The organism is Mycobacterium sp. (genome assembly GCF_019243155.1).
In the GTDB taxonomy this organism is placed as follows: Bacteria; Actinomycetota; Actinomycetes; order Mycobacteriales; family Mycobacteriaceae; genus Mycobacterium.
Map to the genome: position 1 here is coordinate 13,342 of NZ_JAFAUS010000151.1, position 25,501 is coordinate 38,842.

Here is a 25,501-nt window from a genome sequence, read left to right on the forward strand (position 1 = left end):
AGCCATATGTATTAAGAGAGGATCCGACGGTGCGGGAAACAAGCAACCCGGTATTTCGTTCGCTGCCTAAGCAGAGGGGCGGATACGCGCAATTCGGCACTGGCGCGCCCCCCATGCAGGCCTATCAAGCCGATCCCTATTCGGCTCCTTACCAGGCTCCCTACCAGGAGGCCCGGGCTTCGCGTCCGCTGACCATCGACGACGTCGTCACCAAGACCGGCATCACGCTGGCCGTGCTGGCGGTGTCCGCCGTGGTCTCCTACTTCCTGGTGGCCCGCGACCACGCGTTGGCCATGCCGCTGGCGCTGGTCGGCGGCTTGGGTGGCCTGGTCCTGGTGCTGATCGCCACGTTTGGCCGCAAGCAGGACAACCCCGGGATCGTGCTGAGCTACGCCGTTCTCGAGGGCATGGTGCTGGGCGCCATCTCCTTCGTGTTCGCCAACTTCTCGGTGTCGTCCGCCAATGCGGGCGCGCTGATCGGTGAGGCGGTCCTCGGCACGTTCGGCGTGTTCTTCGGCATGCTCGTCGTCTACAAGACGGGGGCCATCCGGGTGACGCCCAAGTTCACCCGCATGCTGGTCGCCGCCATGTTCGGCGTGCTCGCCCTGATGCTCGGCAACTTCGTGCTGGCGATGTTCCACGTCAACGGCGGCGCCGGCCTGGGCCTGCGCAGCGGCGGAACGATCGCGATCATCTTCTCGCTGGTGTGCATCGGCATCGCGGCGTTCAGCTTCCTGATCGACTTCGACGCGGCCGACCAGATGGTCCGCGCCGGGGCGCCGGAGAAGGCGGCATGGGGCATCGCCCTGGGCCTGACCGTGACCCTGGTCTGGCTGTACCTCGAGATCCTGCGTCTGCTGAGTTATCTGCAGAACGACTAGCTCTTACAAGGGAAAAACCGGCACGCCGAGCGGCGTGCCGGTTTTTTCGTCTGTGGACGGTGTCGAGTGTGCAGCGGGGGCGGGGCTTCCCTGTGTGTTACCGCCCAGGTTTCACACTCGACGACACACGACGATCAAGCGGCCGAGCCTCAGCTCAGCCGCTCGATCACCATGGCCATGCCCTGCCCGCCGCCGACACACATGGTCTCCAGACCGAACGTCTTGTCGTGCGTCTGCAGGTTGTTGATCAACGTCGTCGCGATGCGAGCACCGGTCATGCCAAAGGGGTGGCCCAGCGCGATCGCCCCGCCGGAGACGTTCAGCTTGTCCTCGTCCATGCCCAGCTCGCGCGCCGAGCCCAGCACCTGGACCGCGAAGGCCTCGTTGATCTCGTACAGGTCGATGTCGTTGATCGACATGCTGGCCCGCGCCAGCGCCTTCTTGGACGCCTCGATGGGGCCCAGGCCCATGATCTCCGGCGACAGGCCGCTGACTCCCGTGGACACGATGCGTGCCAGCGGCGTCAGGCCCAGCTCCTTGGCCTTCGTGTCGCTCGTGATCACGAGCGCGGCGGCCCCGTCGTTGAGCGGGCAGGCATTGCCCGCGGTGATCGTGCCGTTGGGCCGGAACACCGGCTTGAGTTCGCTGACCTTCTCGTAGGTGGTCCCCGCCCGTGGGCCGTCATCGGTACTGACGGTGCTTCCATCCTCGAGGGTCACCGGCGAGATCTCGCGCTCGAAGAACCCGCTCTTGATCGCGTCCTCGGCCCGGTTCTGGCTCCGCACACCCCAGTGGTCCTGGTCCTCGCGGCTGATGCCGGTCAGGATCGCGACGTTCTCGGCTGTCTGGCCCATGGCGATGTAGACGTCGGGCAGGTTCCCGTCGGCGCGGGGGTCGTGCCACTCATCGGCGCCCGCCGCGGCGGCCTCGGAACGCTGCTGGGCCTCGCCGAACCGCGGGTTCTTGGTGTCGGGCCACGAGTCGGAGTTGCCCTTGGCGAACCGGGAAACCGTCTCCACACCCGCGGAGATGAACGCGTCACCCTCGCCGGCCTTGATGGCGTGGAAGGCCATCCGGGTGGTCTGCAGCGACGACGAGCAGTAGCGGTTCACCGTGGTGCCGGGCAGGAAGTCGAAGCCGAGTTCGACGGCGACCACCCGGGCCATGTTGAATCCCGACTCACCACCCGGGAGGCCGCAGCCCAGGATGAGGTCGTCGATTTGGTGGGGGTTGAGCGCAGGCACCTTGTCGAGCGCGGCGCGCACCATCTGGGTGGCCAGATCGTCGGGGCGCATGGAGACCAGCGATCCCTTCATCGCACGCCCGATGGGCGAGCGAGCAGCGGAGACAATGACGGCTTCAGGCATGACGTTTCCCTTTCCTTGCGATCCCCGCAGATGGAGGGCTCGCTGCGTGACCGGGTGGTACGTCCACCCCGGCGGGCGAGAACAAATCTAGTCGCTGCCAACCTGGGGGTACGAAGACGGGGCAGGTCCGGGGACCGGGCGCCGCCACAGCCGCGACATCACACTGACCTGCGAGTGCTGCTGAGCGAGCACCGGCTCCGCCGACGGCTCGGCTTCGTCGAACATCGGGTCTTGAACCGTCTCAGGAACCTTCTCGTCCAGCTTTTCGCACAACGTGAGCAGCAGGGCGTCGGCCGCCAGGGCGTATGCGATGGGCGACGGGTGGAAGCCGTCCGGGGAGAACATCAGCTCGCGGCGAGTGCGGAACTCGGGCGCCAGCAGCTGGGCCAGCGGCACCGGCACCCCGCCCGCCGATCGCACGGCCGCGGTCTGGGCGCGCGCCAGTTGCGAGGTGCGCGAATGGGCCAGCGAGCGCAACGGCTGCGGGATCGCGCTGATGACGCCCAGGTCGGGGCAGGTGCCGACAATCACCACCGCGCCGCGGGCGCGCAGTTTGCGCACCGCCAGGCCCAGGCGCCGCGCGGACTGGCTGATGCCGTTGAGGGCCGTGATGTCGTTGGCGCCGAGCATCATCACCGCCGCGTCGGGCGGGGGACCGGCCACGAACATCGCGTCCACCTGCCCGCTGACGCCCTTGGAAGTCGCGCCGACGATGGCCTTGGTGCTGAAGCGGATTCGCTTGCCGGTCCGCTCCGCCAGGCCCCGCGCAATCAACACACCCGGCACCTCCTCGGCGCTGGTGCAGCCGTAACCGGTGGCCGTCGAGTCACCGAAGATCATCAGGTGCAGGTCCGCCTGCATCCCGCGGCGCCAACGTTCGACGGGGCCGCCGCCCGGGGTGTAGACACCATCGGCGCGGGGCGGAATGTCCCACGCCCTCGGGATGACGGTGCGCGCGTGCGTCGCTTGGCCAACCAGCAGATTGCGCGCCCCCAAATAGGCCGTACCCGTCGAGGCGAGCGCACCCGCTGTGGCCAAGGCGATCGTCGTCGAACGACGCGGCACCCGGATGGTCACGCAATCAGTTTAGATCCGCTCCGGTGTTCGCAAGGGCAGCTCATAAACAAAGTGGTCACGGTGGGAATCAAAAGTGGTATCAAATCAGCTTCTTCAAATGTTGCACTAAGTAACGTCTGCCAAGCTAAAACTTAAGAGGTGATTAAACGTCACGGCAAACGTTTGAACTAGACGCTCGGTTGCCTCGTCACATGCTGTACCGCACTACAAAGACGTAGGGGGTTGTTGAGCATGAGTGCACCTAGCAAGGTGTCCGGATCTCCCCGGATTGCCGTTCGCCCTCATGAGGCTTTCAAAGCCCGTAGAGCCAGAGCGCGCAGATTCGCGATCAGTGACGGCGCACCGGTCGAGGTCCTCGAATCCGGGCCCAGCGTCGCCGCGCGACTGGCCAATCTGACCTCGCGGCTGACCGTCCGGCCGGTTTTGAGCGCCGGAAGCCATATTCCCAACTTCCCGTGGCCCTGGGGTTTCATCGACCTCGCGGCCCGGGCGTTCATCCCGCCGTCGGCCACGGTCCGCGAGACCGTGAAACTGCGCCATGCCGGCGCCCAACTGGTCCGCGCCCCCGGCGTGCTGCCGGCCGACGGCACCCGCCGCATCGTCGTCTACCTGCACGGCGGCGCGTTCTTGACCTGTGGGGCGAACTCGCACGGCCGCCTGGTGGAGGCGCTGTCGAAGTTCGCCGACTCACCGATATTGGTGGTGAATTACCGTTTGCTGCCCAAGCACTCGATCGGCATGGCCCTCGACGACTGCCACGACGCCTATCAATGGCTGCGGGCGAGGGGGTACGAGCCCGATCAGATCGTGCTGGCGGGCGACTCCGCGGGCGGTTATCTCGCGCTCGCACTGGCCGAGCGACTGCTGGAGGAAAACGAGGAACCCGCTGCGCTGGTGGCGATCTCGCCCCTGCTGCAACTGGCGAAGGAAGACAAGCAGGCGCACCCCAACATCGACAGCGACGCGATGTTCTCCGCGAAGGCGTTCGATGCCCTCGGCGAACTGGTTGCCACCGCGGCCGCCAAAAACATCGTCGACGGCAAGCCCGAAGAGGTCTTCGAGCCGCTGGACCACATCAAGCCTGGCCTGCCGCGGACGCTGATCCACGTGTCGGGCTCCGAGGTCTTGCTGCACGACGCGCGGGTGGCCGCGAGCCGGCTGGCGGCGGTCGGGGTGCCCGCCGAGGTGCGGGTGTGGCCCGGTCAGGTCCACGACTTCCAATTGGCCGCGCCGATGGTGCCCGAGGCGGTGCGTTCGCTGCGCCAGATCGGCGACTATATCCGCGAGGCCACTGGCTAGCCACTTCCTACATCGGGTGTGCGCCGCCAGGGGCTGCCTGAGACGATGATCGCATGCGGATCGCGCACCACCTCAGTGAGCTGATTGGCGGCACGCCGCTGGTTCGGCTGAATTCCGTTGTCCCCGACGGCGCCGGCATCGTTGCGGCCAAGGTCGAATACCTCAATCCCGGTGGCAGCTCGAAGGACCGGATCGCGGTGCGGATGATCGACGCCGCCGAAGCCGCCGGGCTCCTCAAGCCGGGCGGCACCATCGTCGAACCGACATCCGGTAACACCGGCGTCGGGCTCGCGCTGGTGGCGCAGCAGCGTGGGTACCGGTGCGTCTTCGTCTGCCCCGACAAAGTCGGCGAGGACAAGCGCAACGTCCTGCTCGCCTACGGCGCCGAGGTGGTGGTCTGTCCGACTGCGGTGCCGCCCGAGCACCCCGACAGCTACTACAGCGTCTCCGATCGGCTGACCGCCGAGATCGACGGCGCCTGGAAACCGGACCAGTACGCCAACCCCGAAGGGCCGGCGAGCCACTTCGCGACGACCGGACCCGAGATCTGGGCCGACACCGACGGGAAGGTCACCCACTTCGTCGCCGGCATCGGCACGGGCGGAACGATCACGGGCGCTGGCCGCTTCCTCAAAGAGGTTTCCAACGGCGCGGTGCGCGTCATCGGCGCCGACCCCGAGGGATCGGTGTACTCGGGCGGTACCGGCAGGCCCTATCTGGTCGAGGGCGTCGGAGAAGACTTCTGGCCGAAGGCTTATGACCCTACGGTGCCCGACGAGATCATCGCGGTGTCGGATTCCGACTCTTTCAACATGACCCGGCGGCTGGCCCGCGAGGAGGCGATGCTGGTCGGCGGGTCGTGCGGGATGGCGGTGGTCGCGGCGCTGAAGGTCGCCGAGGAGGCCGGACCCGACGCGGTGATCGTCGTGCTGCTGCCCGACGGCGGGCGCGGCTACATGGCCAAGATCTTTAATGACGCCTGGATGTCGTCATACGGGTTCCTGCGCAGTCGGCTCGACGGGTCGACCGAGCAGGCCACGGTCGGCGACGTGTTGCGCCGCAAGTCGGGCGAACTGCCCGACCTGGTGCACACCCACCCGTCCGAGACCGTGCGCGACGCGATCGGCATCCTGCGCGAGTACGGGGTCTCCCAGATGCCGGTCGTCGGCGCCGAGCCGCCGGTGATGGCCGGCGAGGTCGCGGGCAGCGTCTCCGAACGCGAACTGCTGTCGGCCGTTTTCGAGGGCCGGGCCAAATTGGCCGACGCCGTCTCGGAGCACATGAGCCCGCCGCTGCGGATGATCGGCGCGGGTGAGGTGGTCAGCGCGGCCGGCAAGGCGCTGCGCGACTGGGACGCGTTGATGGTGGTCGAGGAGGGCAAACCGGTGGGAGTGATCACGCGATATGACCTGTTGGGCTTCCTATCTGACGGGCCGCGCGCATCGACGGGACGCCGCTGACGCAGTCGGCGCTCAGGTACTGTAAATCGGCTAGTACAGCTAGATGTTCAGCTAGTTCGAGCAGTGGAAGGTTGCATATGACCGATCAACCGCCGCCCGGCGGCGCTTACTCGCCACCTCCGCAGACCCCCGGGCATGAGCCGCCCCCTGCCGGGCAGGAGACCCCGCCGCCTCCCGCCGGCGCTTCCTATCCGCCGCCACCGCCGCCACCGCCACCGCCGCCGGGCGGGGCCTATCCTCCGCCGCCGCCCCCGTCGGGCGGGTACGCGCCGCCGCCCCCGGGGCCGGCGATCCGCACCCTGCCGACGCAGGACTACACGCCGTGGCTGACCCGGCTGCTGGCCTTCATCATCGACATCCTCCCGTACGCCGTCGTGCACGGGATCGGCACCGGAATCCTGCTTGCCACGCAACAGACTTCGTGCGTCACCGACATCACGCAGTACGCCGTCAACCAGTACTGCGCCACCCAGAACTCGACGCTGGGCGTGATCGCGCAGTGGTTGGCGTCGGTGGTCGGGCTGTTCTATCTGATCTGGAACTACGGCTACCGCCAGGGCACCACCGGCTCGAGCGTCGGCAAATCGGTGATGAAGTTCAAGGTCGTCAGCGAGGTCACCGGTCAGCCCATCGGTTTCGGAATGTCCGTCGTGCGTTCCCTCGCACACTTCATCGACGCGATCATCTGCTTCATCGGTTTCCTTTTCCCGCTGTGGGATTCCAAACGTCAGACGCTGGCGGACAAGATCATGACGACGGTCTGCCTGCCCGACGACGGGGAACGGCAACCGAGTTAGCGGCCGGGGTGTCGTTTAGGCTGATCGTCGATGAGCGACGACCGTAACGGACCACACGAGTTCACCGGACTAGCCACCAAAGCGATCCACGCCGGTTATCGGCCGGATCCGGCGACCGGCGCGGTCAACGCCCCGATCTACGCCAGCAGCACCTTCGCCCAGGACGGTGTGGGCGGCCTGCGCGGCGGTTTCGAATACGCGCGCACCGGCAACCCCACGCGCGCCGCGCTGGAGGCAGTGCTGGCGGTGATCGAAGAGGGCTCCTACGGGCGGGCTTTCAGTTCGGGGATGGCCGCCAGCGACTGCGCCCTGCGGGCGATGCTGCGGCCCGGCGATCACGTGGTCATTCCGAACGACGCGTACGGCGGCACGTTCCGGTTGATCGACAAGGTGTTCACGCAGTGGAACGTCGGCTATACGCCGGTGGCGCTGACCGATCCGGACGCCGTCGCCGCCGCGATCACGCCGCAAACCCGGCTGATCTGGGTGGAGACACCGACAAATCCGCTGCTGTCCATCGCCGACATCGCGGCGCTGGCCGAACTGGGCAAACGAAACTCGGTAAAGGTGTTGGTGGACAACACGTTTGCCTCGCCCGCGCTACAGCAACCGCTGACGTTGGGTGCCGACGTCGTGCTGCACTCGACGACGAAATACGTTGGCGGCCATTCGGATCTGGTGGGTGGGGCGTTGATCACCAACGACCAGGAGCTGGACGAAGCGTTCGCCTTCCTGCAGAACGGAGCGGGTGCGGTGCCCGGACCGTTCGATGCCTACCTGACCATGCGCGGCGTGAAGACCTTGGTGCTGCGTATGCAGCGACACAGCGAAAACGCTTCGGCCGTAGCGGAATTCCTTGCCGAGCATCCCGCGGTCGGCACCGTGCTGTACCCGGGTCTGCCCAGCCATCCCGGTCACGAGGTCGCGGCACGACAGATGCGCGGCTTCGGCGGCATGGTTTCGGTGCGCATGCGTGCAGGCCGCCAAGCCGCCCGCGATCTGTGCGCCCGCACCAAGGTTTTCATCCTGGCCGAATCGCTGGGCGGGGTCGAGTCGTTGATCGAGCACCCCAGCGCGATGACGCACGCGTCGACTGCCGGGTCGCAATTGGAAGTGCCCGACGATCTGGTGCGACTGTCGGTCGGCATCGAAGACGTGGCCGACCTGTTGGGCGATCTCGAACAGGCTCTCGAGCAGGCTTAGTGCCCGCCGCGACTACTCGTGGTAGGGCTCCGCGCTGACCAGCGTGACCTGAACGGTGTTGCCGTTCGGCACGGTGTAGCTGCGGGTCTCGCCCTCCTTGGCGTCGATCAGGGCGCCGCCGAGCGGTGAGTTCGGCGAGTACACCTCGAGCTTGCCGTCCTTGACGCCCTCCTGGCGGGTGGCGATCAGAAAGGTCTCGGTGTCGGACTTGTCGCCGTCGTAGTAGACCTTCACGACCGACCCGGGCAGCGCGATGCCCGACTGCTTGGGCGCCTCGCCGACCTTGGCGTTGTTGAGCAGGTCCTGCAGCTGGCGAATGCGGGCCTCCTGCTGGCCCTGCTCTTCGCGGGCGGCGTGGTAGCCCCCGTTCTCGCGCAGGTCGCCCTCCTCGCGGCGATCGTTGATCTCCGCGGCGATGACGGGACGGTTCGAGATCAACTGATCGAGCTCAGCCTTGAGCCGGTCATGTGATTCCTGGGTCAGCCAGGTCACTTGAGTGTCCGTCATCTCGTCGTGCTCCTCATGTTGTCGTGTCGCGTAACCACGTAAGTCCTGTTAAGCCCCGCCGCCGGGAATGTCCGGGCCTCTCCCCGATGTGCTGCCCCGCCGCTTGCGCTCACGGCCTTTAATGCAGCAATACACGGTCCCGCCTGGAACCGTGCATTTACCCATGTTACCACTGCGCAAACAGTTGATGACTCCATAATTGGCAGTTCTGCCGGGCGACGCGGTCACGACGGACGCAGGTAGGCGGGTACATCGGTGCCGCAACCGTAGATATCGCCCATCACCGGCGGCTGCGAAGATTTAACCGTCGTCGTCACCTGCACCGTCGCCGCCTGCGATGCCGGGACCAGCAGTTCTCTCCTGCCGGTCTCGCTGCCGTCCTTCGCCCGAACCCGCACGATGCAGTCCACCGGCCGCGACGGATCGGATCGCGTCACGCTGATGGTTATCGCCGCCGTCTGGTCATCGATCACTCGATAGCCGGCCAGCGACCCCTTGACGTCGCTGGTCCCGAGCCGGTGATAGCCGACCACGGCGATGACGACGCCCGCCGCGATAACCAGCACGCCGAGCGCGATGGCCACCCGTTGGCGGGACGCGCGCGACAATCGCGAGCGGCCGTAACGGGCCTCGGGACGCGGGGTGGGGGTATCGGTCATGCCTGGGTATGCCTGGACTCATGCGGCCGTACACCGGCCGACAGCGTGCAACGATCTTAAGAACTGGAATTATAGATTCAGACCGGGCGACCAGCAGACCGACAAGGGGATACGTGAGCGAACTGCGGTTGATGGCGGTGCACGCCCATCCCGACGACGAATCCAGCAAGGGCGCGGCCACCCTCGCCCGGTACGCCGATGAGGGCCACCGGGTGCTGGTGGTCACCTTGACCGGCGGTGAGCGCGGCGACATCCTCAACCCGGCGATGGACCTGCCCGACGTGCGCGAGCACATCGCCGAGATCCGCCGCGACGAGATGGCCAAGGCGGCCGAGATCCTCGGCGTAGAACACACCTGGCTCGGCTTCATCGACTCCGGCCTGCCCACCGGCGACCCGCCGCCCCCGCTGCCCGAGGACTGCTTCGCGCTGGTGCCGCTGGAGATCTCGGCCGAGGCGCTGGTGCGCGTGGTCCGCGAATTCCGCCCGCACGTGATGACCACCTACGACGAGAGCGGTGGCTATCCGCATCCCGATCACATTCGCTGCCATCAGGTTTCGGTCGCGGCCTTCGAGGCGGCCGCGGACTACGCCCGCTACCCGGACGCCGGCGATCCGTGGAGTGTGTCCAAGCTGTACTACAACCACGGCTTCCTGCGGGAGCGGATGCAGTTGCTGCACGATGAGGCCGTCAAACACGGCCAAGAGCCGCCGTTCAAGAAGTGGCTCGAGCACTGGGACCCCAGCCATGACCCGTTCTCCCCGCGGGTGACGACGCGCGTCGAGTGCTCGGCGTATTTTGGGCAGCGCGACGATGCGCTGCGGGCCCACGCCACCCAGATCGACCCGAACCACGACTTCTTCGCCGCACCCATCGAGTGGCAGCAGCGGTTGTGGCCGACGGAGGAGTTCGAGCTGGCGCGCTCCCGCGTGCCGGTCCGGCTGCCCGAGGACGACCTGTTCACCGGAATCGAGAACGGCGCGTGAATCACCTCCTCGTCGTCCAGGCCGCCGCATGGACCGGCTGGCAGGCCGACGGCTCGCCGCGCGTCACCGGACCGGACTTCGGCAAGGCCAGCCCGGTGGGGCTGGTGATCGTCGTATTGCTCTTGATCGCAACGTTATTCCTGCTGCGGTCGATGAACAAGCAACTGAAGAAGGTGCCGGATTCCTTCGACCCCAAGCACCCCGAGCCCGACCAGGCCGCCGACGAGGGCACCGACGTGGTCGACGAAGGCCCCGGCACAACCCCGGACCAGAAGAACGGATCGGCGCGAGCCCCGGGACCCGGCGATGAGCCCGGCTGAGCGGTCTTCGACCAACACCCTCGGGCTGGCCACCAGCCCGTACTTGCGCCAGCACGCCGACAATCCGGTGCATTGGCAGCAGTGGACCCCGCAGGCGCTGGCCGAGGCGGCCGCGCGCGACGTGCCGGTCCTGCTGTCCATCGGGTATGCCGCGTGCCACTGGTGCCACGTCATGGCCCACGAATCGTTCGAAGACGACGAGGTTGCCGCGGCGATGAACGCGGGATTCGTCTGCATCAAGGTCGACCGTGAGGAACGCCCGGACATCGACGCGGTGTACATGAACGCGACCGTCGCCCTCACCGGACACGGCGGTTGGCCGATGACGTGTTTCCTGACGCCGGATGGGCGGCCGTTCTTCTGCGGCACCTACTACCCGAAAGACGCTTTCCTGCAACTGCTTTCCGCGGTCTCCGCCACCTGGCGGGAGCGCCGCGGCGAGGTGGAGGAGGCGTCCGACCACATCGCCGGCGAATTGCGGCAGATGACAGGGGGATTCGGCGGGGCACCCGGCGACGGGCCGGAGGTGGTGGCGGCGTTGTGCGACCACGCCGTCGCCTCGGTGCTGGCCGATCAGGACACGGTGCGCGGCGGATTCGGTGGTGCGCCGAAATTTCCGCCGTCGGCGATTCTCGAGGCGCTGCTGCGTAATCACGAGCGCACCGGGTCGGCGCAAGCGCTTCAGGCGGTGTCGCAGACCGGCAATGCGATGGCGCGCGGCGGCATCTACGACCAGCTTGCCGGCGGCTTCGCCCGGTACAGCGTCGACAACGCTTGGGTGGTACCGCATTTCGAGAAGATGTTGTACGACAACGCGCTGCTGCTGCGCGCGTACGCGCACTGGGCCCGCCGTACCGCGGATCCACTGGCGCGCCGGGTGGCCACCGCGACGGCCCGGTTCCTCCTCGACGATCTGGCAGACAGCGCCATGTTCGTCTCGTCGCTGGACGCGGACGCCGACGGTCGCGAAGGCTCCACCTACGTCTGGACGCCGCAGCAACTGACCGAGGTGCTCGGCACCGACGACGGCCATTGGGCCGCAGGGGTTTTCGCAGTCACACAATCCGGCACGTTCGAGCACGGCAGCTCGGTGCTGCAGCTGCTCTCCGACCCCGACGATCCGCACCGCGCCGAACGCGTCCGCGCGACGCTGCTAGCCGCGCGGCGCGACCGCGTGCAGCCCGGGCGCGACGACAAAGTCGTCACATCCTGGAACGGTCTGGCGATCATCGCGTTGGCCGAGGCAGGCGTGGCGTTGGGGGAGCCCGAATTCATCGACGCCGCACGCCGCTGCGCGACCGCGCTGCTGGACTTGCACATCGTCGACGGCCGATTGCGGCGTGCCAGCCTGGGCGGGGTGGTCGGCGAGAGCGCGGCGATCCTGGAAGACCACGCCATGCTGGCCACCGGGCTGCTCGCGCTGTACCAGCTGACCGGCGACGCGGCCTGGCTGACGGCGGCGACCGACCTGCTCGACACCGCGCTCGCGCACTTCGCCGACCCGGAGCAGCAAGGCCGCTGGTTCGACACCGCCGACGATGCCGAACGGCTGATGCTGCGGCCGGCCGATCCGTTGGACGGGGCGACACCGTCGGGCGCGTCCTCGATCACCGAGGCGCTGCTGACCGCGGCGCACCTGGTCGACGGCGATCGCGCGGCGCGGTACCTGCGGGCCGCGACCGATTCGCTCGGCGCGCATTCGGTGCTGTTGGCGCGCGCGGCGCGGTCGGCCGGGCACTGGCTGGCCGTCGCCGAGGCCGCCGTGCGCGGGCCGCTGCAGATAGCGGTCGCCTGTGATCCGGCCGGGTCCGAGCTGCTGGCCGACGCGCGGCGGCTGGCGCCCGGGGGAGCGATCGTTGTCGGCGGCGAGAAGGATTCGTCGGTCCTGCTGGCCGCCCGGGACCGGGTGGGCGGCGTTGATGCCGCCTACGTCTGCCGCGGGCAAACCTGCGACCTACCGGTCACGGCCGCATCGGATCTCGCCGCGGCCGTGGAACCCAGCCCTAGTGGGTGAGCCAGGCGTGGTCGCCCACGTAGAACACCGCGAACCACATGGCGATGTAGTGCAGGATCGCCGCGATCGCGGTAAAGGCGTGGAAGAACTCGTGGTAGCCGAACGTCCTCGGCCAGGGGTCGGGCCAGCGCAGCCCGTAGAAGATGCCGCCGACGCTGTAGAAGACGCCTCCCACCGCCAGTAGCACCATCGCGGCCACGCCGGCCTTGTGCAGGATCGTCGGGCAGTACCACACGGCCACCCATCCCAGCGCCAGATAGAGCGGCACCCCCAGCCAGCGCGGCGCCGACGGCCAGCACACCTTGAGTAAGACGCCTGCCGCCGCACCACCCCACACGATCCACAGCACGATGACGCCGGTGTCCTGCGGCATGGCCAGGCGCGCGAACGGTGTGTAGCTGCCGGCGATGAAAACGAAGATCATCGAATGGTCCAGGCGCTTCATCAGACTGCGGGCGCCGTCGGATTTCCAATGGACCCGGTGATAGGTGGCGCTGACGGCGAACATGGCCACCGTCGACGCGGCATAGATCAGCGTCGAATGACCGGCGCGCGGCGAGGAGGCGGCCCACGACACCGACACCAGGGTCGCCCCGGTGATGATCGCCAGCCACGCGGAGACGAAGTGGATCCACCCGCGCATCCGCGGCTTCGTCAGGACCTGTGCGGCCCGATCGACGAGCTGTTCAACGGTGCTGCCTGGAACGATCGCCTCGGGTTCGGGCTCGGGATTGGTGGCCGTGCCGGTCTGGCTGCTCATGTCTCCTGTTGCCTTCTCGCAAGGTCCGTAGAAAGGTCCATAGAAATTGCCAGGGTGTCTACTTGCGACCCACATTAGCCGCGGGTGGTCACGGGACAATGTCGGAATTCCAGTGAGATCGACCGGAATCTCGGCCGGAATCCGGCGCTCGTCACAGTAGGCTGAATCTTCGTGGAAGTTATCCCGCCGCGCCTCAAAGAGCCGCTCTATCGCGTCTACGAGCTGCGGCTGCGGCAGGGTCTTTCCTCCTCGAAATCGGAACTTCCCCGCCACATCGCGGTGCTGTGCGACGGCAACCGGCGCTGGGCGCGCGACGCCGGCTACCACGACGTCAGCTACGGCTACCGCATGGGCGCCGCCAAGATCGCCGAGCTGCTGCGGTGGTGCCAGGAAGCCGGCATCGAGATGACGACCGTCTATCTGCTGTCCACCGAGAACCTGCAGCGCGATCCGCACGAGCTCGCGGGACTCATCGAGATCATCACCGACGTCGTCGAGGAGATCTGCGCGCCGGCGAATCGCTGGAGCGTGCGTACCGTCGGCGATCTCGAGCTGCTCGGCGAGGAGCCGGCGCGGCGGTTGCGCGACGCCGTGGAATCCACGCCGGTGTCGGCGCCCTTCCACGTCAACGTGGCGGTCGGCTACGGTGGCCGCCGCGAGATCGTCGACGCGGTGCGCGCACTGTTGGGCAAAGAACTGGCCAACGGCGCGTCCGCCGAGGCGCTGATCGACGCGGTGACCGTCGACGGCATCTCCGAAAACCTCTACACCTCTGGGCAGCCCGATCCCGACCTGGTGATCCGGACGTCGGGGGAGCAACGCCTGTCCGGGTTCCTGCTGTGGCAGAGCGCGTATTCGGAGATGTGGTTCACGGAGGCGCACTGGCCCGCGTTCCGACGCGTCGACTTCCTGCGCGCGCTGCGTGACTACACCCAGCGCCACCGCCGACACGGCAAGTAGTGCAAAACTAAGTCCATGGCTGCGCTATCAGCGGTCGTGTTCGCGCTGAGCGGGTGGCTCGGGCTGTACCTGCTGGCCCGTGACCCCCGAAAACCCGTGCTTGTGCTGGCATCGATCGGTCTGTGCGGCTTCGCCCTGGTGGTGGCCCTGGACGCGATCCGGACGGCCGGAGTCGCGCATGTCAGGCTGCTGAGCCAGCTCGAGGTCTACCTGGTCGTGGTGCCCAGCGTGGCGTGGTTCGCGGTGCTCATCGAGCTGTCGCGGCCGGGTGACAGCCCGCGAGGGCGCACCCGGGAGGTGTTGCTCGTCGGGTGCGTCGGTGCGCTCACCCTGGTGGGGGCGGCGATGGCCGGAAGCGTCGACGGGCCGATCCGCCCCGGCCATCTGGTGATGTTCGCGGTGATCTCGACGTCCACTCTGGGGGCGATGGCCTTCGGGTTGCGCCGGCCCACCCCGCCGATGCCCGTCGTCGGCCTCATCGTCCTCGCGACGCTGTTCTTCGCGCTGGCCAACGCCATCCTGATCATTCCGCTGGGCCTGGTGCCCAGCTGGCTGGCGTTGGCCTCGACCGGCGTCGATGTGTTCTCGCTCGGAGTGGCGGTGGCGGTTTGGGACGCCTTCGACGAGGGCCAGGCACTGCGCGCCGACATGCGGCGCTCGTTCGCCGGCTCGATGGTGGTGGCGGTGCTGTTCGGCGGCCAGGCGGTGATCGGCCTGGCCGTGACGCGCGGCGAGGCCACCGCGCAGCTGGTGCTGAGCGTGCTCCTGTTCAGCAGTCTGGCCATCGCCCTGGCCGTGCAGGTGCTGGCCGATCCGCTCGCCGGGGTGCTCGACCGGTTCGCCTTCTCGAAGTCTCCCACTTTGCGCGCCGACCGGGCCGCGCTGCGGCACACCGGGGCGGCGTTGCCGCTGCGCGCGACCCATCCCGCTCTCGACGTCGACGACGAAACCTTCGCCAGGCTCACCCGCCGGGCCCTGGGCCACTACGGCGACCTGAGCAAATTGGTGGCCAGCCCGCTGACCGCGCTGCCGGTGATCGATGAGCGACTGGCCGCCCGGGACGCACCCGATCACCCGCTGGAGCGCGCCAACGAACTCAAAGCCGTTCTCGCGGATGCGATCGCCAGGCTCAAGCCGCGCGACTCCGGCGATTTCGGCACCACCGAGCAGTGGCGTTATTACAACTCGCTGTACTTCCCCTACGTCGCCGGCGTGCGCGCGTACGCGCAGAACGCCACGGCCTCCGGGTTGGATCCGACCGCGAAACAAGCCTGGCAGTGGTTCGTCACCGAGGTGCCGCAGCGCTCGCTGCACAACTGGCAGAACGCCGCAGCCCGCCTGATCGCCGCCGATCTCCGCGAGCGGGTCCCGGTCCCCAGCGACTAGCCTGATGGGGACGCGAGTTCCGCAGATCCCCAAGGCCGGGAAAGCACGTGCTGCTACTCGAATTCGTCATCCCCGGGCACGACCGCGAATTCACCGGCACGTGGGCCGACCTGGAAATGCTGCTGGTCGCCGGTGCCCGTGTGCGCACCGCGCCCGAATACGCACAACTGCTCAGCCGCGCCGGTTTTCGGATGACGCGGGTGGTGCAGACCGCGTCGCCGCTCAGCGTCGTCGAGGCCATCGCGATTTAGGTTCAAAACGTCATCTGTGATCGGGAATACACCGATGAACTAGCTGGTCTTTCTCTCCGTGGCAGTAATTGGCAGCGCCACGAGTCGATATGGCAGTGCGCAGCGCGGCACGCTGAAAGCTGTTCGACACAAATCGCCATCGCGAGGAGTAATCACATGGCCGCAATAACTGGTCTGACAACCCGCAAGCTCTACGACTCCACCGACTCGCTGCTGCGTTTCGCCATGCGCGCTGATGCCACGTTGACGGGGCTGTGCGGCTTGGCGGTCGCCTTCGCCTCTGACCCGCTCGCGTCGCTGACCGGCCTGACGTCCTTCCAGGAATACAGCCTGGGTGCACTTTTCGTGCTGGGCGGACTGTTCGTGTTCACCCTCGCGGCGCTGCCCAACCTGCGCCGTGCCGGGATCGGCGTCATCGCCGCCAACGTCGTCTTCACCTTCGCCGCGATCATCGCCGCGGGAGCGCTGCCGCTGACGGCTGCCGGGGTGACCGCGACGCTGGCCGGTGGCATCTACACGGCGGGGTTTGCTGCGCTGCAGTACCTGGGCATGCGCCGTCTTGCGGCGTAACCGTTCGCGCTAGAGCTTGCGCAGGCGGAGCCGGTTGATGGAATGATCGGCGTCCTTGCGCAGCACCAGTGTGGCCCGCGGCCGCGTCGGCAGGATGTTCTCGACCAGATTGGGACGGTTGATCGACCGCCAGATCTCGCGCGCCGCCGCCACCGCCTTGGTGTCGTTGAGGGCCGAGTAGTGGTGGAAGTGCGATTCGGGGTCCGCGAACGCCGTGCTCCGCATCGCCAGGAACCGCGATATGTACCACTGCTCGATGTCTTCGATCCGGGCATCCACGTAAAGGGAGAAGTCGAACAGGTCCGACACCATCAGGGTCGGACCTGTCTGCAGAACGTTGAGACCTTCGAGGATCAAGATGTCGGGGTGTCTCACGACGTGCTTGGCACCCGGAATGATGTCGTACTTCAGGTGCGAATAGACGGGCGCACATGCGTATTCGGAGCCGGATTTGATCGACGTCACGAACCGCATCAGTGCCCGGCGGTTATAGCTCTCCGGAAAGCCCTTGCGATGCATGAGGTTTCGCCGATCGAGCTCTGAATTCGAGTGCAGAAACCCGTCGGTGGTCACCAGGTCCACCCGGGGGTGATGGTCCCAGCGGGACAGCAGCGCCTGCAGCACGCGGGCGGTCGTCGACTTGCCGACCGCCACGCTGCCGGCCACGCCGATGATGAACGGCACTGGGCGGTCCGGGTTTTGCACAGGCTCGCCGAGGAACTCCGCGGTGGCCGCGAACAGTCGCTGGCGGGCGGCGACCTGCAGGTGAATGAGCCGGGCCAGCGGCAGATAGACCTCTTCGACTTCGAGCAGGTCGATTTGTTCGCCCAAACCGCGCAGGCCGACCAGTTCCTCTTCGGTGAGGGCCAGCGGCGTCGACATCCGGAGCGCACGCCATTGCTTTCGGTCGAACTCCACGTAGGGGCTCGGCTCGCTCAGCCGCGGCATAGTGCAAGTGTTGCAGGAGCCCGCTGAGGCCGTACGGCTGGGCTGGCGGAAACGGCGCTGGCTAGCGCGAGCGCCCTCGCTGTGGGGTTAGCCGGCCGACTAGTCTCGTTGTCATGTCAGCCGACTTGACCCGCACCGCCATCTCGACCACGTCACCGGGCGCCGAATACGCCGACACCGCGACCGCTGCCTACCGAGCAGCACTGCAGGTGGTCGAGTCCGTCGAACCACGCATCGCCGCGGCGACGCGCAAAGAGCTCGCCGACCAACGTGATTCGCTCAAGCTGATCGCCAGCGAGAACTACGCGTCGCCTGCGGTCCTGCTGACCATGGGGACCTGGCTGTCAGACAAGTACGCCGAGGGCACCATCGGACACCGGTTCTACGCCGGATGCCAGAACGTCGACACCGTGGAAAGCGTCGCCGCCGAGCACGCCCGTGAGCTGTTCGGGTCGCCGCACGCCTACGTGCAGCCGCACTCGGGCATCGACGCCAACCTCGTTGCGTACTGGGCGATCTTGGCTACCCGGGTCGAGGCGCCGGGCCTGGCCGACGCCGGCGTCAAGCACGTCAACGACTTGTCCGAGGCGGACTGGGAGAAGCTACGCAACGAGTTGGGCAATCAGCGCCTGTTGGGCATGTCGCTGGACGCCGGCGGCCACCTCACCCACGGCTTCCGGCCCAACATCTCCGGCAAGATGTTCCACCAGCGCAGCTACGGCACCGACCCCGACACCGGGTTCATCGACTACGGCGCCGTCGCGGCCGCCGCGCGTGAGTTCAAGCCGCTCGTAATCGTGGCCGGCTACTCCGCCTACCCGCGCCGGGTCAACTTCGCGACGATGCGTGAGATCGCCGACGAGGTCGGCGCCACCCTGATGGTGGACATGGCGCATTTCGCCGGCCTGGTGGCGGGCAAGGTGTTCACCGGCGACGAGGATCCGGTGCCGCACGCGCACGTCACGACCACGACGACGCACAAGTCGCTGCGCGGTCCGCGCGGCGGCCTCATCCTGTGCCAACCCGAATACGCCGACGCCGTCGACAAGGGCTGCCCGATGGTGCTCGGCGGGCCACTGTCACACGTGATGGCGGCCAAGGCCGTCGCGCTCGCCGAGGCGAGGCAGCCCGCGTTCCAGGCTTACGCGCAGCGGGTTGCGGACAACGCCCAGGCCCTGGCCGACGGCTTCCTCAAGCGCGACGCCCAGCTGGTCACTGGGGGCACCGACAACCACATCGTGCTCCTCGACGTCACATCTTTCGGCTTGACAGGGCGCCAGGCCGAGTCGGCGCTGTTGGACGCCGGCGTCGTTACCAACCGCAACGCCATCCCCGCGGACCCCAACGGCGCCTGGTACACGAGCGGCATCCGGCTCGGCAGCCCGGCGCTCACCACTCGCGGCTTCGGTCTGGCCGACTTCGACCGGGTGGCCGAGCTGATGGTCGACGTTCTGGCCAACACGAAGCCGGAGGGCACTTCCAAGGCCAAGTACTCGCTGGCCGATGGCACCGCCGAACGGGTCAGGGCGGCCGCGGCCGAACTGTTGGACGCCAACCCGCTCTACCCCGGCCTTGCGCTCTAGGTTCCCGTTGTACGAGGGCCTCGAGGACTGGGCGCTCGTCGGCCGATAAGCTCGGGACGAGCCGCCCGAAGGACCCCCGAAGGACCCCCAAAGGACCTAGGTCACCAGTTCGCCGCCACACGGAGCGGCGATTTCAATGAACCTGTGTACGCGGGTTACAGTTATTTCATGGCACAGAGACCCGTCGCGAACGCGCTGACCCTGGAACTCGAGCCGGTCGTGGAAGCGAACATCGACCGTCACCTGTCCACCGAGGAGATCTGGTTCGCGCACGACTACGTGCCGTTCGAGCGGGGCGAGAACTTCGCATTCCTCGGCGGGCGCGACTGGGACCCCTCGGCGATGACGTTGCCGAGAACGTTGACGGACGCCTGCGAGATCATTCTGCTGCTCAAGGACAACCTGGCCGCGCATCACCGCGAGCTCGTCGAGCACTTCATCCTGGAGGATTACTGGGGTCGCTGGCTGGGTCGGTGGACCGCCGAGGAGCACCTGCACGCCATCGGGCTGCGCGAATATCTCGTTGTCACCCGAGAGGTCGACCCCACCGCCAACGAAGAGGCCCGCGTCCAGTACGTCATGAAGGGCTACCGCGCCGACACCCTCACACAGGTGGAGACCCTGGTGCACCTGGCGTTCACCGAGCGCACCCACGCCGTGCTCACCCGTAACCTGGCGGCGCAGCTCGAGGAGCCCATCCTGGCTGGCCTTATCGACCGGATCTCGCGGGACGAGATGCGGCACGAAGAGTTCTTCGCCAACCTCGTCGCGCACTGCCTGGAGTACACCCGCGACGAGACGATCGCGGCGATCGCTTCCCGCGCGGCCGAGCTGAAGGTGCCCGGCGCCGACATCGACGCCTACCAGGACAAGGTGCAAAACATCGCCGAGGCAGGCATTTTCGGCCCCGAGCAGCTGCGTCAGGCGATCTCGGACCGCATCACCGCATGGGGCGTCGCCGACGAACCCGCGTTGCGGCAATTCGTGATCGGCTGACTCGGGCCCAAGCCCCGCACTTCCCGCTTAAACCGGCGTCGCCACATTCGGCGTCGGCGCGCCTGCACAGCGCGCACGCGGCGACGAGAGTAGCGTCGTTCTCGATGGTCAGCGTCATGCTCAGCTGCCAGGGCGGCACCTCCCGTCACCACAACGGAAGGACCGGCCCCGGTCCTGGTGTCGCAGTTCCCGCCGACATGCCTGTGCGGGTCCGCCGCACGGGCTTACCCCGTTCGAGGAGCGCTACGTGACCGATATCCGGACCTACGTGATCGACACTTCCGTGCTGCTGTCCGACCCCTGGGCCTGCAGTCGGTTCGCCGAGCACGAGGTGGTGGTTCCCCTGGTGGTGATCAGCGAGCTGGAGGCCAAGCGACATCACCACGAGCTGGGGTGGTTCGCCCGGCAGGCCCTGCGGTTGTTCGACGATCTGCGCCTTGAGCACGGACGGCTGGATCAGCCCATTCCCGTTGGAACACAAGGTGGTTCGCTGCACGTCGAGCTCAACCACACCGACCCGACCGTGCTGCCCGCGGGCTTCCGCACCGACAGCAACGACTCCCGGATTCTGAGTTGCGCCGCCAACCTCGCCGCCGAGGGCAAACGAGTCACGTTGGTCAGCAAGGACATTCCGCTTCGGGTCAAGGCCGCCGCGGTGGGGCTGGCCGCCGACGAGTATCACGCGCAAGACGTCGTGGCCTCCGGATGGTCGGGGATGCACGAGATCGAGGTCGCCCCCGAGGACATCGACGGGCTGTTCGCCGAGAGCGAGATCGATCTGACCGAAGCGCGAGACCTCCCCTGCCACACCGGTATTCGCCTACTCGGCGGAAGCTCTCACGCGCTCGGCCGCGTCACAGCCGCCAAGCGCGTCCAGCTGGTTCGCGGCGACCGCGAGGTATTCGGGCTGCGTGGGCGTTCCGCCGAGCAGCGGGTGGCGCTGGATCTGTTGCTCGACGAGTCGGTGGGCATCGTGTCGCTGGGCGGCAAGGCCGGCACCGGCAAGTCGGCGCTGGCCCTGTGCGCGGGCCTGGAGGCGGTGCTGGAACGACGCACGCAGCGCAAGGTGGTGGTCTTCCGTCCGCTGTACGCCGTCGGGGGCCAGGAGCTCGGTTACCTGCCCGGCAGCGAGAGCGAAAAGATGGGCCCCTGGGCGCAGGCGGTCTTCGACACCCTCGAGGGGCTCGCCAGCCCGGCGGTGCTGGAAGAGGTCCTCTCGCGGGGCATGCTCGAGGTGCTGCCGCTGACCCACATCCGGGGCCGGTCACTGCACGACTCCTTCGTCATCGTCGACGAGGCGCAGTCGCTGGAGCGCAACGTCTTGCTGACGGTGTTGTCTCGGTTGGGTGCGGGGTCGCGGGTGGTGCTGACGCACGACATCGCGCAGCGCGACAACTTGCGGGTCGGCCGTCACGACGGCGTCGCGGCCGTGATCGAGAAGCTCAAGGGCCATCCGTTGTTCGCCCACATCACCTTGCTGCGCAGCGAGCGGTCGCCGATCGCCGCGCTGGTCACCGAGATGCTCGAGGAAATCGCCGGGCCGCACTGACGGCCCCGGCCGTCTCGAGTGTGCGCGGACGGCGGGTTTTCGGCAGTTTTCCCGCCCTGCACGCACACTCGACGCCCAAATCGCACAGTCGGGGGCGGGTAGGCTGCTGGCGTGCCGAAACGACCCGACAGCCAGGCCTGGCGCTATTGGCGGACCGTTTTCGGTGTCGTCGCGGCCGGCGCCGTGTTGGTGATCGGCAGCCTCACCGGACACGTGACTCGCGCGGACAACGTCAGCTGTGCGGTCGCCAAATGCGTGGCGCTGACGTTCGACGACGGCCCGGGCCCGTTTGACGCTCGCCTGCTGCAAATCCTCAAGGACAACGACGCGAAGGCCACCTTCTTCCTGATCGGCAACAAGGTGGCGGCCAATCCGGCGGGGGCCAAGGCCATCGCCGATGCGGGGATGGAAATCGGAAGCCATACCTGGGAACACCCCAACATGACCACCATCCCCACCGAAGACCTCGCCGCCCAATTCAGCAAGGCCAACGACGCGATCAACGCCGCGACCGGGCGGACACCGAGCCTCTATCGCCCCGCGGGCGGCCTGTCTGATCCGGTCGTGCGCCAGGCCGCAGGCCAGGCGGGCCTCGCCGAAATCCTCTGGGACGTCATTCCTTTCGATTGGGCGAACGACTCCAATACGGCGGCGACCCGGTACATGTTGATGACCTACATCAAGCCCGGCTCGGTGGTGTTGCTGCACAGCACGTACTCGAGCACCGTCGATTTGGTGTACCAGTTCATCCCGGTGCTCAAAGCCAACGGCTACCGCATGGTGACGGTCAGCGAGCTGCTGGGATCGCGCGCAGCCGGCAGCAGCTACGGCAGCCGGGAAAACGGCCCACCCGTCAACGGCCTGCACGATATTCCGGCGGCCGAGATCCCGACGCTGCCGAATACCCCATCGCCGAAGCCGATGCCCAACTTCCCGATCACCGACCTCCCGGGCCAGAACTCGGGCGGCCCGAACAACGGTGCCTAGCAGAAGCACGGAGCGTGCACGGCTACCTTTATAGGGTGATGTCGCGCGATTCAGCGGACACTGCCGAGGCGGGACAGCGAAAGTCTGCCCGTAGGTTGTCGATTCAGTACGCCATCGACCTCGGACTGTCCTACCTCATCGCGGTCATCGATGCGGCCGCCATCTTGATCCCGCTGAGGGGCCACACCTTCATCGTGGCCAACACGGACTTCGCGGTGAAGAACACCGCTATCGTGGCCGCGTTCGTCGCGCTCGGGCTTGCGGGTGTGGCGGCCGCCGGCGTTGTGAGCCTGCGTCCCACGCTGGGGTGGTACGTCGCCGGCGACGAGCCGACCCCGGAGCAGCGGGAGGCCGCGATGCGGCTCGTCGGCCGGCAGTCGGCGATTCTGCTGGGGGCGTGGGGTATCAGTGGCGCCGCCTTCTCGGTGATGAACCTGCGCGGCGGCCCTCAGGTGCTGCTGCCGATTCTGCTGGGGGTGCTGCTCGGTGGCCCGGCCGCCGCGGGCATGGGCATGTTGCTGTCGCAACACACCCTGCGGCCCATCATGGGCGCGGCCACGCGCGGCTCCGAGCCCCAGCTGGCCGTGCCCGGTGTGTTCGCGCGATTGGTCCTGCTGTGGTTCTCGTGCAGCGCGCTTCCCATCGGGGTGATCGCCATCCTGATGGTGCTCCGCTCGTATGGCTGGCTGATCCAGAAGTCCACATCGCTGGATGTGCCGATCCTGGTGGTGTCGCTGGCGGCTTTTCTGCTCGGGCTGCCGACGATGATTCTGACGTCGCGATCGATCTCGGACCCGATCGGCGAAGTCGTCGACGCCATGGCCCAGGTCGAGCACGGTCACATGGACGCTTACGTCGGGGCATACGAACGCTCCCAAATCGGCCGTCTGCAAACGGGATTCAACGAGATGGTCGCCGGTCTGGCCGAACGTGACCGGCTGCGCGACCTGTTCGGACGGCACGTCGGCGCCGATGTCGCCCATCGCGCCATCGAACAGGGCGCCACGCTGTCCGGTGAAGTGGTGGAGGCGGCGGTGCTGTTCATCGACTTGGTGGGCTCGACGCAATTGGCGGAAAGTCGCCCGCCGCAAGAGGTTGCCCAGGTGCTCAACGACTTTTTCCGGATCGTCGTCGAGGCCGTGGATGAAAACCAGGGCCTGATCAATAAATTCGCGGGTGACGCCGCGCTGGCCGTTTTCGGCGCGCCACTGCGCAACAACGAGCCCGCGTCGGCGGCGTTGGCGACGGCTCGCGCGTTGGCCACCCAACTGCGCCGGCTGCCCGTCGATTTCGGCATCGGCGTCTCGGCGGGCCGGGTGTTCGCCGGCAACATCGGTGCGGAAAACCGCTATGAGTACACCGTGATCGGCGACGCCGTGAACGAGGCCGCGCGGCTGGCCGACCTCGCCAAGACCGCCGACCGGCGGATCTTGTGCTCGGCGGCGGCCATCGATCGTTCCGAAGAGGACGAGCGGGCGCAGTGGGCCGAGTGCTATTCGACCGTCCTGCGCGGGCGCTCGGAAGCCACGCACGTTTCGGCGCCGGCCTCGACCGGTCACGACTAGCCCTGCGGCACAGCCGAACTCAGGACTTCGCGGCCTTCAGCGCGCCGATGACGTTGTTGATGGTGCCCGCCGAAGCCGCGTCCCCGATCGGTGTGGCGGAGAAGAAGATGGTGATCGGCTTGGTGTCCACCGCGATGACGACGGCGGAGTCACCCTTCGTGTTGAGGGTGGGGTCGCCGACCGTGATATCGGCGTCCACTCGGGCGGCCTTGGTCCCGTCGACGGTGATCGACGACGTCCTTGTCGGCCCCAGGGTCGGGGTGGCCCGCGCGTAAGCGGGACCGGCGACCAGGCACTGCATGAACTTCGACGCCTGGGCGTTGATGTCCATGCTGGGAACGAAGTTGGTGACCGCAACCTCGGCCGTCATCATCCAGTTATTGGCACCGGGCACCTCCTGACCGACGCCCACGGCGCCGATCAGGTTGGGGTCCTGGTCGTCGGAGAACGGCGTCCAGCCGGGTGCCGCGCTGGTCGGGAACGACAGCTTGCCCGCCGTGATCGTGTCACCGGTGGGCATCGGCCCGCCGGACACGTTGGGGGTGCAGTCGGTGGCGCTCTGCGCCGAGTTTCGCGGTTGCGTGGCAGGGCCGCTGGTGGACGGGTGTGCAGCCGTCGACGGCTTGCTGTCGTGGCCGCTGCGCATGACGATCAGGGTCGCCACCAGCGCGATCACGCCGAGCACCACGAGTCCGGCAACGATCAGCCACGGCAGCTTCGAATTGGAGCCACCGGGCGGGGGCCCGGGTGGATACGGCCCGACCGGACCACCGGGCGGAAACTGTTGTCCCGGTTGGGGATACTGCGGTGGCGGGTAGGCGCCGGGTGGCGGGTAAGGGTATTGCCCGCCTTGGGCGTACGGGTTAGGACCGGTCGGCGGGTACGGATAACTGCCGCCGCTCTGCGGCGGCTGACCACCCCAATAGGGGTCCTGCCCATACGGATTGGCTCCGTACGGCCCCTGTCCGTAGGGCCCCCCGGGAGGAACCGTCATCGCCCAACCACCCCCACCTAATTCGCCGGTTTGACCTTGGCCATCGCCAGCACGTCGAGCCGGCGGTCCAGCTCCTCCAACGACAGCTTGTCACCGATCAAGCCGCGGTCGATCACCGTCTGGCGAATCGTCTTGCGCTCCTTGAGTGCCTGCTTGGCCACCGCGGCGGCCTCCTCGTAGCCGATCGCCGAGTTCAGCGGCGTCACAATGGACGGCGACGATTCGGCCAGCTCGCGCAGGTGCTCGACGTGCGCGGTCAGCCCGCTGATGCAGCGCTCCGCGAACAGCTTCGACACGTTGGTCAGCAGTTTGAACGACTCGAGAATGTTGCGGGCCATCATCGGGATGTAGACGTTGAGCTCGAACGCGCCGTTCCCGCCGC

24 protein-coding genes and 1 pseudogene are annotated in these 25,501 nt (G+C 67.4%); 17 read left to right on the forward strand and 8 right to left on the reverse strand.

Going from position 1 to position 25,501, the window contains the following annotated elements; translation table 11 throughout:
* Nucleotides 1-29: 29 nt before the first annotated feature.
* Nucleotides 30-881 carry a Bax inhibitor-1/YccA family protein gene (locus tag JOZ00_RS07435; protein WP_293341848.1) on the forward strand — a complete coding sequence of 284 codons (852 nt, stop codon included), beginning with the start codon at nt 30-32 and terminating at the stop codon, nt 879-881.
* A gap of 149 nt (nt 882-1,030) precedes the next feature.
* On the opposite strand, the gene JOZ00_RS07440 is transcribed toward JOZ00_RS07435, so the two are convergent.
* Both JOZ00_RS07440 and JOZ00_RS07445 read right to left on the reverse strand, forming a co-directional pair.
* Entirely contained in the window at nt 1,031-2,248 is a 1,218-nt protein-coding gene (locus JOZ00_RS07440; RefSeq protein ID WP_293341851.1) for an acetyl-CoA C-acetyltransferase, read from the reverse strand.
* 87 nt (nt 2,249-2,335) lie between these two features.
* Nucleotides 2,336-3,313, reverse strand: a complete 978-nt coding sequence (locus tag JOZ00_RS07445; RefSeq protein ID WP_293341918.1) for an SGNH/GDSL hydrolase family protein — start codon at nt 3,311-3,313, stop codon at nt 2,336-2,338.
* A 243-nt stretch (nt 3,314-3,556) separates the two neighbouring features.
* On the opposite strand from JOZ00_RS07445, the gene JOZ00_RS07450 reads away from it, so the two are divergent.
* From JOZ00_RS07450 to JOZ00_RS07465, 4 genes are all read left to right on the forward strand, one after another.
* Nucleotides 3,557-4,624 (forward strand): alpha/beta hydrolase, encoded by a 1,068-nt coding sequence (locus tag JOZ00_RS07450; protein ID WP_293341854.1) that lies wholly within the window; start codon nt 3,557-3,559, stop codon nt 4,622-4,624.
* Nucleotides 4,625-4,677: 53 nt separating this feature from the next.
* Nucleotides 4,678-6,084 carry a cystathionine beta-synthase gene (locus JOZ00_RS07455; protein WP_293341857.1) on the forward strand — a complete coding sequence of 469 codons (1,407 nt, stop codon included), beginning with the start codon at nt 4,678-4,680 and terminating at the stop codon, nt 6,082-6,084.
* 77 nt (nt 6,085-6,161) lie between these two features.
* Complete coding sequence (locus tag JOZ00_RS07460; protein WP_293341860.1) at nt 6,162-6,881, forward strand: RDD family protein; 720 nt, start codon at nt 6,162-6,164, stop codon at nt 6,879-6,881.
* 30 nt (nt 6,882-6,911) lie between these two features.
* Nucleotides 6,912-8,084 carry a cystathionine gamma-synthase gene (locus JOZ00_RS07465; RefSeq protein WP_293341863.1) on the forward strand — a complete coding sequence of 391 codons (1,173 nt, stop codon included), beginning with the start codon at nt 6,912-6,914 and terminating at the stop codon, nt 8,082-8,084.
* A 12-nt stretch (nt 8,085-8,096) separates the two neighbouring features.
* Here JOZ00_RS07465 and greA read toward each other — a convergent pair whose 3' ends face one another.
* Nucleotides 8,097-8,591, reverse strand: coding sequence for a transcription elongation factor GreA (gene greA / locus JOZ00_RS07470; protein ID WP_293341866.1), 495 nt, complete (start codon nt 8,589-8,591; stop codon nt 8,097-8,099).
* Between the two features lie 224 nt (nt 8,592-8,815).
* A complete protein-coding gene (locus JOZ00_RS07475; protein WP_293341869.1) occupies nt 8,816-9,250 on the reverse strand; it encodes a DUF4307 domain-containing protein in 435 nt (144 codons plus the stop codon).
* A gap of 113 nt (nt 9,251-9,363) precedes the next feature.
* On the opposite strand from JOZ00_RS07475, the gene mca reads away from it, so the two are divergent.
* The 3 genes from mca to JOZ00_RS07490 are packed head-to-tail and all read left to right on the forward strand — an operon-like array spanning nt 9,364 to nt 12,570.
* Complete coding sequence (mca, locus tag JOZ00_RS07480; RefSeq protein ID WP_293341872.1) at nt 9,364-10,236, forward strand: mycothiol conjugate amidase Mca; 873 nt, start codon at nt 9,364-9,366, stop codon at nt 10,234-10,236.
* Entirely contained in the window at nt 10,233-10,556 is a 324-nt protein-coding gene (locus JOZ00_RS07485; protein WP_293341875.1) for a hypothetical protein, read from the forward strand. The genes mca and JOZ00_RS07485 overlap by 4 nt, the downstream gene beginning before the upstream one ends.
* On the forward strand, nt 10,543-12,570 hold the full coding sequence (locus tag JOZ00_RS07490; RefSeq protein WP_293341878.1) for a thioredoxin domain-containing protein: 2,028 nt from the start codon (nt 10,543-10,545) through the stop codon (nt 12,568-12,570). The genes JOZ00_RS07485 and JOZ00_RS07490 overlap by 14 nt, the downstream gene beginning before the upstream one ends.
* Here the strand turns inward: JOZ00_RS07490 and JOZ00_RS07495 are convergent.
* On the reverse strand, nt 12,560-13,330 hold the full coding sequence (locus JOZ00_RS07495; protein WP_293341881.1) for a hemolysin III family protein: 771 nt from the start codon (nt 13,328-13,330) through the stop codon (nt 12,560-12,562). The two genes, JOZ00_RS07490 and JOZ00_RS07495, sit on opposite strands and share 11 nt — an antisense overlap.
* Before the next feature lie 171 nt (nt 13,331-13,501).
* On the opposite strand from JOZ00_RS07495, the gene JOZ00_RS07500 reads away from it, so the two are divergent.
* The 4 genes from JOZ00_RS07500 to JOZ00_RS07515 all read left to right on the forward strand — a co-directional run bounded on the left by JOZ00_RS07500 (nt 13,502) and on the right by JOZ00_RS07515 (nt 16,497).
* Nucleotides 13,502-14,290, forward strand: coding sequence for a (2Z,6E)-farnesyl diphosphate synthase (locus JOZ00_RS07500; RefSeq protein WP_293341884.1), 789 nt, complete (start codon nt 13,502-13,504; stop codon nt 14,288-14,290).
* Nucleotides 14,291-14,305: 15 nt separating this feature from the next.
* Nucleotides 14,306-15,676, forward strand: coding sequence for a hypothetical protein (locus JOZ00_RS07505; protein WP_293341887.1), 1,371 nt, complete (start codon nt 14,306-14,308; stop codon nt 15,674-15,676).
* Between the two features lie 47 nt (nt 15,677-15,723).
* Nucleotides 15,724-15,927 (forward strand): hypothetical protein, encoded by a 204-nt coding sequence (locus JOZ00_RS07510; protein WP_293341890.1) that lies wholly within the window; start codon nt 15,724-15,726, stop codon nt 15,925-15,927.
* Between the two features lie 156 nt (nt 15,928-16,083).
* Nucleotides 16,084-16,497 (forward strand): hypothetical protein, encoded by a 414-nt coding sequence (locus tag JOZ00_RS07515; RefSeq protein ID WP_293341893.1) that lies wholly within the window; start codon nt 16,084-16,086, stop codon nt 16,495-16,497.
* Nucleotides 16,498-16,506: 9 nt separating this feature from the next.
* Here the strand turns inward: JOZ00_RS07515 and coaA are convergent, their stop codons facing one another.
* The gene (gene coaA / locus JOZ00_RS07520; protein ID WP_293341896.1) at nt 16,507-17,445 is read right to left on the reverse strand and encodes a type I pantothenate kinase; all 939 of its coding nucleotides are present in this window, start codon (nt 17,443-17,445) and stop codon (nt 16,507-16,509) included.
* A 113-nt stretch (nt 17,446-17,558) separates the two neighbouring features.
* Between coaA and JOZ00_RS07525 the strand changes: the two genes are divergently transcribed.
* From JOZ00_RS07525 to JOZ00_RS07545, 5 genes are all read left to right on the forward strand, one after another.
* Nucleotides 17,559-19,028: a glycine hydroxymethyltransferase gene (locus JOZ00_RS07525; RefSeq protein ID WP_293341899.1), complete on the forward strand. Its 1,470-nt coding sequence runs from the start codon at nt 17,559-17,561 to the stop codon at nt 19,026-19,028.
* A 168-nt stretch (nt 19,029-19,196) separates the two neighbouring features.
* Complete coding sequence (locus JOZ00_RS07530; protein ID WP_293341901.1) at nt 19,197-20,024, forward strand: acyl-ACP desaturase; 828 nt, start codon at nt 19,197-19,199, stop codon at nt 20,022-20,024.
* A gap of 247 nt (nt 20,025-20,271) precedes the next feature.
* Nucleotides 20,272-21,573 (forward strand): PhoH family protein, encoded by a 1,302-nt coding sequence (locus JOZ00_RS07535; protein WP_293341903.1) that lies wholly within the window; start codon nt 20,272-20,274, stop codon nt 21,571-21,573.
* 111 nt (nt 21,574-21,684) lie between these two features.
* A complete protein-coding gene (locus JOZ00_RS07540) occupies nt 21,685-22,560 on the forward strand; it encodes a polysaccharide deacetylase family protein (protein ID WP_293341906.1) in 876 nt (291 codons plus the stop codon).
* 38 nt (nt 22,561-22,598) lie between these two features.
* Complete coding sequence (locus JOZ00_RS07545; protein WP_293341909.1) at nt 22,599-24,125, forward strand: adenylate/guanylate cyclase domain-containing protein; 1,527 nt, start codon at nt 22,599-22,601, stop codon at nt 24,123-24,125.
* Nucleotides 24,126-24,144: 19 nt separating this feature from the next.
* Here the strand turns inward: JOZ00_RS07545 and JOZ00_RS07550 are convergent, their stop codons facing one another.
* Both JOZ00_RS07550 and aspA read right to left on the reverse strand, forming a co-directional pair.
* The gene (locus JOZ00_RS07550) at nt 24,145-25,119 is read right to left on the reverse strand and encodes a hypothetical protein (RefSeq protein ID WP_293341912.1); all 975 of its coding nucleotides are present in this window, start codon (nt 25,117-25,119) and stop codon (nt 24,145-24,147) included.
* Between the two features lie 17 nt (nt 25,120-25,136).
* Nucleotides 25,137-25,501 (reverse strand): annotated as a pseudogene (gene aspA, locus JOZ00_RS07555) (aspartate ammonia-lyase); the annotation flags it as partial.